Below are 14,627 nucleotides of genomic sequence, written 5' to 3'. Positions count from 1 at the left end.
TTCATCAATATAAATGCGTGTGACGCGATTGAGGGTAAGGATTTCACCAAATTGAAACGCTTGTTCTCGTTCAATCCTACGAGTAGGATAGATCACGACAACCTGCCAAGGATGAGGCGGTTGGTATTGCCTCAAGTAGAGAAAGAGTTCACCAAATAATCGATAGTATAACGCTTCATCGGGTTGAAACTGAACCTCTAGCAGATAGAACGATTTTTCTGCGTCTTCCGTCGTGGGTAAGAACAAGCCGTCTAACCGGAAGGAGGGTTGTTTGATTTCACGGGAGGTGAATTCATAAATTGTAGCTTCCTCTGGGTCTGAATCAATGAGTTCAAATAAAATACCTGGGAATTCGAGAAACAGGTTATAGAAGATGGTGTCGGTTTTCACGCTGAATTGCTGAACATGGGCGATCTGAACATTGACCACTATGCCAGGAGCGATCGCACAAAATTCCTATCACTGTAATCTTGACAAATTGACACCTTTACTCCATTAGGCTACGTTAGCCAAATGTAACGAACCATAAAGGTTAAGCTGTCATGCATTTAAATTGGGTATTAGTAGCGAGCAAGATGCTCGCACTACAATGCTTTCGCCATTATTGACATTAAGGTTTAAATGCCGAACAGCTTATCGGTGATATCGTTGATTGAATCCCTAAACCTGCTCCTACAGTATTTATGGCTCGGCTATACCTAGGAAAAGGGCGGGTTTTGTTAAAAGGTTATCGATGATATCTTTAATTGAATCCCTAAACCCGCCCCTACAGAATTTCTAATCTAAACCCTGGCAATATTTCCTCCCCTGACAACACAACAGGCATCGCTACAACGTCCACATCTGTTCCTTCTCGATAAATCTCCACTTGCCGATCCTGATAATTAATTAACCAACCCAAACGTAAACCACTTGCCAAATATTCCTGCATCTTATCCTGAAGTGGTTTTAATCGGTCGGTGCGAGAGCGCAACTCAATCACGAAATCTGGGCAAAGCGGCGGAAACTTTTCTCGTTCCGATTGACTCAAACGTTGCCATCGCCCCAATTCCACCCAAGCGACATCTGGAGAGCGATCGCCTCCACCAGGTAAACTAAAGACAGTTTGGGAGCTAAAGACTACACCAAGCTGAGTCTGCTCATTCCAGACGACGACTCTAGAGATTAAGCTGGCTTCTTGGCTACCACCTTCTCCACCAATCGGTGTCATGATAATTAACTCTCCCTGGGGCGAACGTTCTAATGGTACATCAGGGTTGGCTACACACAGTTGATAAAACTGCGATCGCGTCAATGTTGTCGTCAGTGGCTTTAAGTTTAATACGGTAGTCATAATCCTAGGGAGTAGCAGAACATCTGGTCTCAAGAGCCATATTTTCCCTAATTATAAATGCTCAACATACCGCTTCAACTCCCGCGCCATGCGTTGCATTCCCCGATGCTCATCTTGCCGGATAAAGGGGACAAAAATACGAGTAAACACCCCAGAAAAACGGCTTATATGAACATATTTAGTGCGACTCAAACCAATCTCTTGTAACTCAAATACGTACTCACTGCGAAAACCGGGAATCGATGAAACCCAGCGCAGACAAATTCCGGGTTGTAAGAGTGTGATCAAGGGTTCAAATTCCGTTTCTTCATCCTTGGGTAATCGTCGTAATGACAGAGACACCGCTTGTCCTTTTTCCAATGGCTGTTCGGGTTCACGGTCAAAGAGAAACGTGTTCCAATACTTCCACTGCTGTTTGTCTAACAAAACCTGCCACACTTGTGACTTGGGAGCATTTATTTCGATTTCAGTATAGAGACTTTTCATAATAATTGGTCATTAGTCATTAGTCATTTGTCATTAGTCATTCGCAAAAGTTGGTGATAACTCACCCCATCTCCCTTATCTCCCCCATCTCCCTCATCTCCCTCATCTCCCTCATCTCCCCTGCACCTGTTCACCAAGAGCTTTCCCTCGGACTGGGAATTCGGTCTACAATTGAAAGCTTGAAACCCGAAATCAATCCAGCATGGCAGACCTGACACCGAATTCCAGTTTCAGTTTAACGATTCGTATCCAACTTCCCAACCGCTCTGGGATGCTCGCCACCGTTACTCAGGCGATCGCACAGGTAGGGGGAAACCTGGGACAGATTGATCTGATTCACCAAACCCACAAAGTTACAACTCGTGAAATCACCATCGATGCGACGAGTACCGAACACGCCGAACATATTGTGCAAGCGGTTAAGGAACTTACCCATATCAAGGTGATCGATGTCTACGATCGCACGTTCAATCTGCATCGAGGGGGTAAAATCAGCATCGAGAACAAACTCCCCCTGAAAACCCAAGCCGATTTAGCCATGGCGTATACGCCAGGGGTGGGTCGAATTTGCAACGCGATCGCAGAAGACCCTCAACAAGTTTACTCCCTGACCATTAAAAGTAATACAGTAGCAATTGTTACAGATGGTAGCGCCGTATTAGGGTTAGGCAACTTAGGCGCTCAAGCAGCATTACCCGTCATGGAAGGGAAAGCGATGCTGTTTAAAGAATTTGCCGGAATTGACGCCTTTCCTATATGTCTGGCAAATCAAGACACCGATACAATTATCGAAACCGTTAAAAATATCGCTCCCGTTTTTGGCGGGATTAACCTAGAAGATATCAGCGCCCCCCGTTGCTTTGACATTGAAGCCAAACTGCGGCAAGTCTTAGATATTCCTGTGTTTCACGATGATCAGCATGGGACAGCCATTGTCAGTTTAGCGGCGTTAATTAATTCCCTCAAACTGGTGAAGAAATCCCTGGAAGACGTGCGAATTGTGATTAATGGTGCTGGGGCGGCGGGAATTGCGATCGCGCGGCTATTGCGTCAAGCTGGGGCGAAGATGATTTGGATGTGTGATTCCAAAGGGATTCTCTCAACCAAACGCACGGATTTAACGTCCCAAAAGCAAGAATTTGCGGTTGAATCCAGTGGTACTTTAGCCGGTGCAATGGTGGGGGCGGATGTGTTTCTCGGCGTCAGTGTTCCTGGTGTTTTGACCCCAGAAATGGTACATTCAATGGCACAAGATCCTATCGTTATGGCGATGGCAAATCCGATACCAGAGATTCAGCCAGAATTGGTGTTAGATGATGTAGCCGTTATGGCAACGGGGCGCAGTGACTATCCCAATCAGATTAATAATGTTCTGGCGTTTCCTGGTGTTTTTCGTGGTGCGCTCGACTGTCGCGCCTCAGTGATTACCAGTACGATGTATCTAGAAGCGGCAAAAGCGATCGCGTCTTTGATGTCTACTACAGATTTAGACGCCGAACATATTATCCCATCGGTTTTTGATAAGCGTGTGGTGACAGCCGTTTCCGCAGCGGTACAACAAGCTGCACGGAATGAAGGGGTAGCAAGGCGGTAAACACTGATTTCACTGATTTATGTTGAGGGATTGGGGTTTTGTCATTTGTCATTTGTCATTCGTCATTTGTCATTCGTCATTCGTCCCCATCTCCCTCAGCACTTATTCAGCCAGCCCTAAATAGTTTTACCCCATGGGTAGAGGATTGTTAGAGTACAAGTTTAGACATCGGCTAGTTTTTAAGATCACCAGTCTCTTCTTAGGTTTGCTGGTTACTCAATTATCCGGATGTCAGATTATATCAACGATTAACAACGGTTTCCATAATTCTCGAATTTCTAGCGAAAATGCTGTTCCTGTACAATTTACTTTCCCATTTGAGTTAGAGTCAGGACATGATTTTTCTCAGGGGTTAGCGGCGGTTAAGTTGGATGGGAAGTGGGGCTATATTAATCAAAGCGGAAATTGGGTAATTAAACCGCAATTCGAGTTAGCTGATTCGTTTAATGAAGGGTTAGCCCCAGTCAAAGTTGATGGAAAATGGGGTTATATTGATCAAACAGGTAACTGGGTAATTAAACCTCAATTCGATGGCGCTAAATCGTTCGCCGAAGGATTAGCTCCGGTTAAACAAGGTGAGGATTGGGGCTATATCGATAAAACTGGCACGGTAATAATTTTACCTCAATTTTACGATGCTGATTTGTTTTCGGAAGGATTGGCAATTGTCGAAAATAATAATCAGTATGGTTATATTGATAAAACCGGAAACTGGGTTGCTTCACCTCAATTTCAGGAAGCAGAACCGTTTTCTGAGGGGTTAGCTACGGTAAAGGTTAATAACCAGTATGGCTATATCGACAAAACTGGAAACTGGGCGATTCACCCTCAATTTAAAGACGCGAGTTCTTTTTCCGAAGGCTTGGCGTCTGTAACTAATCAAGCGATGAAATCAGGGTATATTAATCATCAAGGCGAGTTTGTGATTATGCCTTATTTTGATTGGGCGGGGGATTTTGTCCAAGGTGTGGCTGGAATTTCGATGAACGATAAAATTGGTTATATTGATCAGCAGGGAAATATGCTAATTGCTCCCCAGTTTGATAACACGTATGACTTTTCGGAAGACTTAATCGCGATCAAAATAGGTGACAAGTGGGGTTATATTAACAAAATAGGGAATTTAGTCATCAAGCCCCAATTTGATAGTGCTTGGTCATTTCAGCAAGGGGTAGCCAGAGTTAGAATTGATGACAGGTATGCCTTCATTAGTCATCCCCTCAAATAGGGCTTGTTGAATAGGTGTTGTGGTGAGGATAGGTAACAGGGAACAGGCACAATGTAAAAGTTTCAAAGCCCTGTCTCAGGCAATAGAATTGTCCCAATAAATATAGATTTTATTCAGCAGGAATGTCTTCGCTTTCAGAGTCATTGGGGACATTTTCAGGTTCTATTTCCTCATTGGGAGAAGCCATTTCATCCTCTATTGGTTGCTTTTTATCTTCAGAAGAGGACGGCTTTTCAGGAGAGGGAGATGCGGACGGATTTTGGTTATCCGGTGTCGGTGTTGGTTCAGGCGTTGATTCTTCTGGTTCAGTATCAGAGTTATTAGGAGTAGCTTGGTTTTCCGGAGGTTCTGCTTCCTCTGTAGTCGATTCTGCTTCAGATGTTGATTCATCGTTTTCTTTATCCGATGATTCTGTTTCTTCCGTTGTATCCTCTTGAGGTTGCTCCCATTCGGATAAGGGGCGATTGACAGCATATTCAAAGTCCATGGGGACTAAAAAAACGTTAGATTGCTGGGATTTGTCGGAAAACGGATCAATTTGAGCATAGAGGAAACTGTTATTAAAATCTGGCTTACCTAAAAGAATTTCATGGGTTTCATCGTTTTTAAGTCGCACTGTTACCATGGCTTGGGGTTTGTCTAAGCCATAGTCTTTCAGGTTTTCCGGGGCGACATTGGGAATTATGCGATCGCTCTTTCCTTCAACGAGTAAATTCAAGAGAAATGCAACTGATGGATCACTGGCGGGGACTTCCTTCGGTTCTGTCATGCGCCAACCGGGTTCAGGTTCACTCACCCGTTCAAATTTTCGGCTTTCTTCCTGGATATAAATGTTTACCCGTTGAATCTCATCTTCTTCAAAGCTAAACAGTTGCTTTTCGGCTTCCTTCGCGGCTTCCCGTTGAGGAGTTCCAACGATTTCATAAAAATAGACAAATCCTCCCAGGAAAAGGGCGACAATTAATAAAACCCAAGTGGTCTTCTGTAGCTTCATTTGTTATTCGTCATTTGTTATTCGTCATTGGTCATTCGTCATTGGTCATTTGTCATTGGTTATGACCCTCTGCGTCCCTCTGCGTCAACCTCTGCGTCCTCTGCGTTAAAAAAACATAATTCCGATGCGAACATTTTATATCACTCGGTCGGGGCGGGTGTAGGGTGCGTTAGCGTTAGCGTAACGCACCCTTTCAAAAGATAGTAGTAAAACCCGCCCCTACTGATCTACCTTTACCGCCGTAACCACCACAGCATCCCGGCGGTTAAAAAACCAAATGCTGGCACAATTAACAGGGCTAACCATCCCAATATTCCCGATTGGACGGATGTTAAGTTAATTCGGCGGTCTTCGGGTTCTTTGGGACTAATTGAAAGGGCTTGTGCATCTCGCTTGCTTAACCAACTCACGGAGTTGATAAAAATATCAGGATTGAGTTGCTGATCAAACCAACTATCTGTGGCAAAGTTTGAATTACCATACACAATTAATCGTGATTCAGCTTCGTCTTCTTTAGCTTGAGACTCATCGGTCTGGATTGGTGAAGGTGAGGCTTCTGGGGATTCCTCTGGCGAAGCCGTTGGAGATGCTTCTGGAGTTTCCGCTTCGGGTTCATCGGTGTCTTCTGGCGACACTTCTGGAGTTTCTTCCGCTTCGGGTTCATCCGTGTCTTCACCTTCAGCTTCTGGAGTTTCTTCCGCTTCCGGTTCTGATGGTGGTGAAGCGCTGGAATCTTGGCGACTTAACGCCACCCCTAATACTAAAGGACCGGGGCGATCGCCTTCTTGTTCGTTGAACTCCAACGGTTGTTGTTCTGGCGTATTTTCCGCCCAACTTTGGGGACTTGTGATCACCAGGGGGGTTTCCTGAATCCCTTCTACAGGTTCCATGTCCACGGGTTGCGCTAAGGGATAAATCGAAAAGCCAGTTCCAAAATCTTGGGTAATTGGATGATCGCCATATTGCGTAACTAAGGGGGTTGCTGGACCTAAACCGACTAACCTCCCTTGACCCGACGCATCAATCACAATCTGATTTGTCAACGTTACCCCCCAATCGGAGAGTAAGGGTTCCAATCCGGGATTGGTATCGGGATCTATCATCACTAACAGACTTCCCCCATCAGCCAAATAGTTTTCTAAGGCTTGCACTTCCGGTTCAAACAGCGCTCGTTTCGGTCCAGCAATTACGATTAAAGACGCATCATCGGGAACGGCTGGCTGTTCAGCCAGATTCAGGGGTTCGACGGTGAAGTTTTTTGTCTCTAACGCGCTTACGGCTTGAGATAATCCACCTTCGTCTGACGCTTCTAAGGGGCGTTCACCATGACCTTGGAGAAAATAGACCTTATCTGTGCGATCGCCTGTGATGCGTTCAATTGCATTGGTTAGCTGGACTTCCGATAACCGTTCCCCTTGGCTAATGGTTTGGACTAACTCGCGTTGATTCCCATATTCTAAGTAAACCTCCCCTATATAATTTACATTAAACTTTTGGGCTAATTCAGGTTGTAGCTGGGGGTCAATAAACTCAAATTCTAAATTTGATCCATAGCGGCGGTAGTTTTCCAGGAGTTCTTGATCGGCGGGATTAGCGGGACTCTCAAACACCCAAACTTTCACCGATTGATCTAAATTTCTCACCACCTGCTGTGACTGGGGTGAAAGAGTAAATAGTTGATTTTCGGTTAAATCAATCTGTACCCCATAACGCACGCCTAAAAAGTTAATTAACCCGATAATCACAAACATGGCTAATGTCGCGATTATCGCATTGGTTCCCACCTGGGTAGAACGGCGTCCCCAAAAACCAGGGGCAATTTTATCCAGAAGTAGAAACCACAAGCCAATGATTAATAGCCCTGCAATTAGCAGCGCTAAGGATACAGGAGACCACTCACCTGCCACTTCTTGGGCGGTAATTCCCATAATTGTCAGGATCGGTCCAAACCAAAATAGATATTTTAAATACGTCCACTTAATCGGCTTTGTTGTCATAGTTTATAGCGTTTTGATTGTGTAGGGGCGGGTTTTACGATTATTGTTTCTGACCTAACCCAGATTTGACTAAACCCGCCCTGACTGAGTGATAAAATAGTTACAGGTTTGTCATCAATACCAAAATGCTTAGGGCGCTAAAGCGCAACTACGAACTTAAGAACGCTGAAAGCGGAACGCTTCAATTGACTGAGCGGTGAGGAATATGCCCAAAAAGATATAACTAGCAAATAAAATAAGACTACTGGTATCCAGAACACCCCGAACCAAATTGGTATAATTTTCCATCAACGATAAATAACCTAACGCTTCCCCAAAAGCACCACCGATAAGATTAGCAATTAAATCAATTACCCAGAGGAATAATATCAAAACAAACGTGAGGAAAGCTGCCAGGATTGAACTATCGGTTAACGAAGAAATAAACATTCCCAAGGAAAGCACCGATGCGGCGAGTAAAATTAATCCAGCATGGGCTAATAAAGGAACCCAGGGTTGAATGGGGGGATTGGCGGCATTCAATGCAATCACTTCATACAGGAGTAACGGTAGCACCATAATCGTAAAGAAGGTTAGCACGCCTAATAGTTTTCCCACGGCTACCGCCCAATTTGTCACTGGCGAAGTTGCCAGAAGTTCTAACGTTCCCCGCTTCCGTTCCTCCGAATAGAGTCCCATGGAGAGGATGGGGAGAACAAATAAAATTAGAGACCCCATAACACTCAAAAACATATTCAAAAACTCATACGCCACATCTACAGGTGGTGTCGGCATTCCCACTTGATCGCGTTGCGCTACTTGCTGAATAATCCCATCGGGACTTAATAGAATCCACACGAAAAAGAACCCCGACAATAGCCAGAAAAACCCAGCCACTATATAAGCCAAAGGTGAAGCAAAATAGCCCTGCAATTCCTTGCGGAAAATTGCCACAATATTGCCAAAGAGTATACGCATTAACGATCTTCTCCTGATTGGGGAACGTCTGACTCAGGGACTTTTGATTCAGGGACTTGGGATTGAGAAACATTGGATTCAGGAACGTCTGATGGAGAATCAGAGATAGGCGATTCAGCTAAATTGTTCCCTGTCTCTATTTCTAGGTTCTCCGCCCTGCGTTCCTGAGTCGTCAGTTCTAAAAAGACATCTTCCAGGGTAGCGCGAGTGCGGCGCATTTCATGCAATCCAATCCCAGCGCCCACGGTTACAGCCGCAATATCTCGTCCCGGATCAGTACCTGGTACCGTCACAATCCGAATTAAGGAGCGATTTGGGGGTAACTGTTGAGTGGGGACAATTTCGACTAAGCAGACTCCCTGCAACACTTGTAATAGCTTTTGCAGTTGAGTCGCATCCCCATCCACTTCTAACTCATAGCCCGCCCCTCCCGTCAATTGCGCCATCAAGTTTTCTGGGCTATTGGTGGCGACGATTTTACCTCGGTTGATAATCGCCACGCGACTACAGGTCATGCTCACCTCTGGCAGAATATGGGTAGACAGGATAATTGTATGTTCACCTGCAAGGCTTTTGATCAAGTTGCGAACATCAATAATTTGCCGAGGATCGAGTCCGACGGTGGGTTCATCTAAGATAATCGCGGGTGGATCATGAACGATCGCTTGAGCAATTCCGACTCGTTGACGAAATCCCTTGGAGAGTTTGCGGATCAAGACTTTGCGCTTTTCCACTAGGTTACAGCGTGCGATCGCCATCTTCACCCGCTTCGTGCGATCGCCTGCGGATACGCCTTTGAGACGGGCGACAAAGTACAAGAATCCCTCAACCGTCATTTCTGGGTAAAGGGGAGGGGTTTCGGGTAAATAGCCGATGCGTTGGCGCACCGCCAGAGAATTTTCATGGACATCATACCCAGCAATTCGGGCAGTGCCACTGGTGGCGGGTAAATAGCCAGCTAAAATACGCATGGTGGTCGTTTTGCCAGCACCATTGGGTCCGAGAAATCCCAGGATTTCCCCCGGTTCCACCTTAAAGCTGACATCCTGAATAGCTGGAGTGACGCCATAGAGCTTGCTCAGACGATCCACTTCGATCATAAAGATTCCACTGGAGAGGATTGATATTTTTTTAGGCTAACGTTTATCAATCATACATAGTCCGACTACTGATCAACTGTAGGGGCGGGTTTAGGGACTAAATTCATATATTCACCACTAACGGAACAACAAAACCCGCCCTCCCCACCACTAACGGAACAACAAAACCCACCAGATTGCTAACCGCGATCGCACCTCAAAAATGTCGGGGTCAAAGGGTGGCGCATTTTGGTGAGCAAGTTTCGGTTTGAGAGAATCGGGCATGGCAATGCCATGCCCCTACATCAGGGATAATTGATGGGGTAGGGGCACGATATTATCGTGCCCTAATCTAGCGAAATTTAAGATCGCAACCACGCCAGCCCTCACCCCCAGCCCCTCTCCCAAGCTTGGGAGAGGGGAGCAAGAGGGGAGCAAGAAAATCCGATCCCCCTTCTCCCGTGCAACAAAAGCGAAGCATCCTCTGTCATCCCCCCTCTTGTAGGGGGGAACGAGGGGGGTGGGAGTTGGGGTTAGGGGATGAGGGGATGAGGGGGAAAATGTCAAGGAGTAGATAGACACAGCTTAAAACCTTGCCAGCATTGGTTTTCTCGCCTGTAGTTGACACCAATGCACGTCGGTGCGCCCCTACGGTACGGGTTCAACCAATCCCCAATCCCTATCCTCTACTCTCGACAAACGGGCAACCTCTCCCGCGCTTCCTCATGCGTCGCCAGATAATCCTTGAGCCAATCACAACCCCCCGCCAAAAGCTCATCTAAATTGCGGTCAACTCGCTTTAACAGGACTTTATTCCCTTGAATTAGGGCAATGGTACGCCAATCGGGGCTGATAGTTCCATAGCCTGCAAATTCAGCAATCTGCCGCCCTTGCAAGTCCCAGAGGCGGGCGGTGTTGTCTCTTGAGCCAGTCAGGATTTGCTTGCCATCGGGGCTGAAGGCGACAGCATAGACTAAATCCTGATGCCCGGTTAATTCTTTGATTAAATTCCCCTGGTTATCCCAGAGGCGGGCGGTGTTGTCAAATGAGCCAGTCAGGATTTGCTTGCCATCGGGGCTGAAGGCGACAGCATTGACTTCACCCTGATGCTGGAGTTGATTGCGTTCCCAAATATTATCTAAGATAGTCTGGAGTGCCAAAAGTGGGCTAGTAGCAGGATAGTTTTCTAAGGGACGACCATCTTTAACCCACTCTTTTAAGTCTTGCCCCGCCTCCATGGCTGATATCAAAGCTTCTATTTGTTGATATTCAAACTGTTTAATCGCCGCCACCCCAGCTCGCTCTAACCGAGTCCCTGCCTGAGCTTCTGCGAGTTCCGCTTGGGCTTCCTGTTGTTTTTTCCTGGCATCAGCTAACCGTTCCTCTGCCTCTTTAAGTTGCTGATTCGCCCGTTGAATTGTCTCTCTGGCTTCTTGATTAACCCGCTCCAGTTCAGCTTGCGCCACGGCTAACTCTTGCTCTACCTGCTGCTTGCGCTGTTTAACAACCTTTAACTGCTCCTCACTCCGCCGCCGTCTCTCCCGTTCCGCCTTCAATTCCGCAACAATCCCAAACCCTTCCTGCTGGCGAATAAACCCGACTAAATAATCATGCACCAACTGATATCTATCCTCTGGCTTTTCTGGTACTTCCACCACTAACCCGGAACCGACAAAAATCTTTAGCACCAACTCCAACTGCTGACTATCGATAACCCCATCTATCGGTAATGCGGTTAACTCCGATTCCAAATCACTACGAGTCTTCAGGGGACGAGTATTCTTCTCATCCGTCAACAAATACAACACCAACTCGCCGACTCGTTGATTCTCCTCTCCACAATCTTTAATTACGGCTTCTACATACCGCTGCACCAACTCATCCTTTGTCCCCCGTTGGCGATACTCAGCCAGGGTAGTTATCTCCTCGGCTTGCAATTGCGCCCCAACAATTTGCAACTCAATCGGGCGCACCTTCCCCGTATCCCCGGCTAAATCCTGCACCAATTGCTCGACTAATTCCGACTCTAGATGAAACTGAGAACGTGCGGTCAACTCTTGAATAATCGCCTCAGCATCCTCTGGAGCAAAATCCCCCAACTCATAGCGATTATGTTTATTCAGAATATCGTTATTAATAATGTCAATCCGTGCCAGTCGTTCGCACTCTAATAAATAATGGAGATAATCTTCCCGCAGGGATAAAATTATTTTGAGATAGGGAATATTCAGGCAATCACTCAAAAACTCAAAGAAGGGAAGCCGTGCGGCGGTATCGGTGCAGACAAAGAAAAACTCCTCAAACTGATCAAATATCAGCACCGTCATTAAATGACGCTGTTCATTCTGCCGTAATTGGTTGAGGAGGAGACCTAACCCCCCAGCCCCCTTCCCTGCGAGGGAAGGGGGAGTAACTTTAGATGTCTTACTATGAGGATTACTGGGGGGATTTATAGAAGAATCGCTAGAAGAATTGCTGGGAATATTTATAGGAGAATCGCTAGAAGAATTGCTGGGAATATTTATAGGAGAATTGCTAGGAGGATTTCTAGAAATCTTGCCCCCCTCTCCTTGTAGGAGAGGGGCTGGGGGAGAGGTTTGTCCGGCAGAAATCCTCCCTTGTTCTGGTAAAAAAGGGGCTGGGGGAGAGGTTTGTCCGGCAGAGATCCTCCCTTGTTCTGGTAAAAGAGAGATTGAGGCAGAGATTCCTTCCAACAACAATTCCGCCAACTCTTCCTGCCAATTGGTATATACCCGCAGCACAATCGGCAGCACATCAAACTCCCCCACCATCTTTTGTCCCAAAGCGGGTACTAATCCAGCATTCATTAGGGAACTTTTGCCCACGCCCGATTGCCCATGAATCACGGTTAACTTACAATCATCACGGGCAACTCTACCAATTAACCGTTGCACATCCTGCCCCCGCCCCGACGCGGTAATCTCCAGCGCTACGGTTTCCAATTCTTCTCCCGGTAAAGGTTGCAGGCGACTCGCGCCAATAAACGCCCGTAAACCCAATTGACTCTCTACCACCCCTTGGGCTTGCTTAATTTCAAATGCCTTCAGATACTGCTTTTGCTGCCAATAACTCTGGCGCAATTCCTTTAAGATTTGAATATAGCTTTGGGGATAATCCTGGGGGCGGCTTTCCCGTCTCGCCCTCTCCAGCATTTCTATCGCCTGCTGGGGGTGCTGAAGTCCATTTAATGCCTGTGCCAAGCGCAACCGATACCCACCGCATCTGCTTTTCGAGACTACCCTCTCGGCTTCAGAAACGCTTCCTGATTCCCGATTCCCGGTAGCCTCCTCACACTGTAGCGCCTGAATTGCCCAATCTTTCGCCTGCTGCCATTTTCCCCTTGCCAGCGCCACATCTGCCAGAAACCCATAATCCTGCGCCTGTTGTGTGGCGGTTCCCTGGGTTTGATGCAGGGTTAACGCTTTCTCGGCTAATTCCTGCAAAGTTTGCCACTGTTGTAATTGTTGCAGCACTTCGCCCCATTTGCTGATCCAGATTGCCACTAAATCCGGGCGCTGGGCGGAGTCTAGGGCGTTTACCCCCTGCTGAAAATAGGCGTTAGCTTCCTGTAAATGGCGGTGAGAGTCGCGGCGATGGCAGTCAGCTTGATGTAAATACCCCAATCCTAACTGTAGGTTAACAGCCGCTAATTTTAAGGGAGATGGGGGAGATGAGGGAGATGAGGGAGATGAGGGAGATGGGGAAGATGGGGAAGATGAGGGAGATGAGGACTCAAGATGCTGCCAATGGGTTAAACTGTTTTGATATTGTGCGATCGCGGCTTCTATTTGATGCTGTTGATGGGCATAAACCGCTAACGCAAAGGAGACATTTGCCGCTAAATCCGGCGCTAACGTCTCCCCTCGTTCCTGCAATTCCTGTCGCGCTAATCCTAATTCCTGATATGCTTGGGGATGAGTACCGCTAAACCTTGACCAATCTGTTGTCACCAAAGCCGCCTCGAATACCGCCTCTGTCTCCCGCCACAACCGTGCGAGTAATTCTTCTGTCGATACCCGAAAACCAATCAGCGTCGCCCAATTATAGAAATCCGGCGCAATCCGAATTATATTTCGCAACACATCATCCGTCACCCAGATAAACACTGGAAAGACAAACGACTTGCCAAACTCATCCCGCATCTGATTACTCGCCGACAGCAAACCGGGCAAATTCTGCACCTGTTCCAATCCCACCACCATCAACGCCGAAGTTTCGCGATACGTTCCTTCGGAACACGCTGCGCGATACATTCCTTCGGAACACGCTACGCGATCGCCAAATTCTGTTTTAATTTTGGTATACAGCCGTTGCTCATCCGCCGCCAGCCGCAACACCTGAAACGCCACCGGAGAATCCCGGCGCAACCGTTCCAGCATTTCCTCCCGCAACCTGGCATAATTGCAGCGCACCAGAACCAGGGAGAATCGGCGTCTACTGACAAACCGCATCACCCGGATTAAAGACTGCAACGCGCGATCGTTTTCAGCAGCGATAGATTCAGGATGATCAGAATGGGTCATAACTGAGACGAAACATAGACCGAGTGCGATCGCATACCGCTCAATTTAATTGTACGGTAGGCAGGGCAGAGGGTAGGTGAGCAATTATTGGTGTCAACTTAACAACCCCTCACCTCCAGCCCCTCTCCCACGCCAGCCCTCAGCCCTCACCCCCAGCCCCTCTCCCAAGCTTGGGAGAGGGGAGCAAGAGGGGAGTAAGAGAATCCGGTTCCCCTTCTCCCATGCAACAAAAGCGAAGCATCCTCTGTCATCCCTCCTCGCAGGGGGAAACGAGGGGGGCTCACAAGGGTAGGTTTTTTAAGATGGGGGTTTAGGCAAGACAAGGAAGACAGGTAGACCAGTAGACAAGGAAGAGTGAGAACGAAAAATAGGGCGTTTCGGCTTTTAGAAGTTAGTTTGACCGAACCGAATTCTG

At 47.1% G+C, this 14,627-nt stretch carries 10 protein-coding genes; 2 read left to right on the top strand and 8 right to left on the bottom strand.

Translation table 11 applies throughout. The annotated features are described in order from the left end of the window. The 3 genes from RIG66_RS06125 to RIG66_RS06115 form a co-directional block, all read right to left on the bottom strand. Positions 1-390, bottom strand: a 390-nt coding sequence (locus RIG66_RS06125; RefSeq protein WP_446376192.1) for an Rpn family recombination-promoting nuclease/putative transposase, incomplete at its 3' end; no start/stop codon positions are given. A 376-nt stretch (positions 391-766) separates the two neighbouring features. After that, positions 767-1,333, bottom strand: coding sequence for a Uma2 family endonuclease (locus RIG66_RS06120; protein ID WP_446376190.1), 567 nt, complete (start codon positions 1,331-1,333; stop codon positions 767-769). A gap of 51 nt (positions 1,334-1,384) precedes the next feature. Beyond that, positions 1,385-1,819, bottom strand: coding sequence for an SRPBCC family protein (locus RIG66_RS06115; RefSeq protein ID WP_446376188.1), 435 nt, complete (start codon positions 1,817-1,819; stop codon positions 1,385-1,387). A gap of 202 nt (positions 1,820-2,021) precedes the next feature. Between RIG66_RS06115 and RIG66_RS06110 the strand changes: the two genes are divergently transcribed. Further along, positions 2,022-3,413, top strand: a complete 1,392-nt coding sequence (locus tag RIG66_RS06110) for a malic enzyme-like NAD(P)-binding protein (protein ID WP_446376186.1) — start codon at positions 2,022-2,024, stop codon at positions 3,411-3,413. A gap of 133 nt (positions 3,414-3,546) precedes the next feature. Continuing rightward, positions 3,547-4,641: a WG repeat-containing protein gene (locus RIG66_RS06105; RefSeq protein WP_446376184.1), complete on the top strand. Its 1,095-nt coding sequence runs from the start codon at positions 3,547-3,549 to the stop codon at positions 4,639-4,641. Between the two features lie 109 nt (positions 4,642-4,750). On the opposite strand, the gene RIG66_RS06100 is transcribed toward RIG66_RS06105, so the two are convergent. The 5 genes from RIG66_RS06100 to RIG66_RS06080 form a co-directional block, all read right to left on the bottom strand. Continuing rightward, entirely contained in the window at positions 4,751-5,635 is an 885-nt protein-coding gene (locus RIG66_RS06100; protein WP_446376182.1) for a DUF4340 domain-containing protein, read from the bottom strand. A gap of 233 nt (positions 5,636-5,868) precedes the next feature. Continuing rightward, the gene (locus RIG66_RS06095) at positions 5,869-7,632 is read right to left on the bottom strand and encodes a Gldg family protein (RefSeq protein ID WP_446376180.1); all 1,764 of its coding nucleotides are present in this window, start codon (positions 7,630-7,632) and stop codon (positions 5,869-5,871) included. A gap of 156 nt (positions 7,633-7,788) precedes the next feature. Next, entirely contained in the window at positions 7,789-8,589 is an 801-nt protein-coding gene (locus RIG66_RS06090; protein WP_446376178.1) for an ABC transporter permease, read from the bottom strand. Continuing rightward, positions 8,589-9,689: an ABC transporter ATP-binding protein gene (locus RIG66_RS06085; protein WP_446376176.1), complete on the bottom strand. Its 1,101-nt coding sequence runs from the start codon at positions 9,687-9,689 to the stop codon at positions 8,589-8,591. The genes RIG66_RS06090 and RIG66_RS06085 overlap by 1 nt, the downstream gene beginning before the upstream one ends. Positions 9,690-10,354: 665 nt before the next feature. Beyond that, positions 10,355-14,212, bottom strand: coding sequence for an nSTAND1 domain-containing NTPase (locus RIG66_RS06080; RefSeq protein WP_446376174.1), 3,858 nt, complete (start codon positions 14,210-14,212; stop codon positions 10,355-10,357). Positions 14,213-14,627 lie beyond the last annotated feature (415 nt).

Source organism: Coleofasciculus sp. E2-BRE-01 (assembly GCF_040221695.1).
In the GTDB taxonomy this organism is placed as follows: domain Bacteria; phylum Cyanobacteriota; class Cyanobacteriia; order Cyanobacteriales; family Coleofasciculaceae; genus Coleofasciculus.
Note: the sequence above shows the minus strand (reverse complement) of the source record. Positions and strands in the feature narration are given on the sequence as shown.

Bases quoted from the DNA above. Each gene is read 5' to 3' on its own strand.
- RIG66_RS06085 (WP_446376176.1), bottom strand. From the start codon at position 9,689: ATGATCGAAGTGGATCGTCTGAGCAAGCTCTATGGCGTCACTCCAGCT.
- RIG66_RS06110 (WP_446376186.1), top strand. From the start codon at position 2,022: ATGGCAGACCTGACACCGAATTCCAGTTTCAGTTTAACGATTCGTATC.
- RIG66_RS06090 (WP_446376178.1), bottom strand. From the start codon at position 8,589: ATGCGTATACTCTTTGGCAATATTGTGGCAATTTTCCGCAAGGAATTG.
- RIG66_RS06095 (WP_446376180.1), bottom strand. From the start codon at position 7,632: ATGACAACAAAGCCGATTAAGTGGACGTATTTAAAATATCTATTTTGG.
- RIG66_RS06100 (WP_446376182.1), bottom strand. From the start codon at position 5,635: ATGAAGCTACAGAAGACCACTTGGGTTTTATTAATTGTCGCCCTTTTC.
- RIG66_RS06115 (WP_446376188.1), bottom strand. From the start codon at position 1,819: ATGAAAAGTCTCTATACTGAAATCGAAATAAATGCTCCCAAGTCACAA.
- RIG66_RS06120 (WP_446376190.1), bottom strand. From the start codon at position 1,333: ATGACTACCGTATTAAACTTAAAGCCACTGACGACAACATTGACGCGA.
- RIG66_RS06105 (WP_446376184.1), top strand. From the start codon at position 3,547: ATGGGTAGAGGATTGTTAGAGTACAAGTTTAGACATCGGCTAGTTTTT.
- RIG66_RS06080 (WP_446376174.1), bottom strand. From the start codon at position 14,212: ATGACCCATTCTGATCATCCTGAATCTATCGCTGCTGAAAACGATCGC.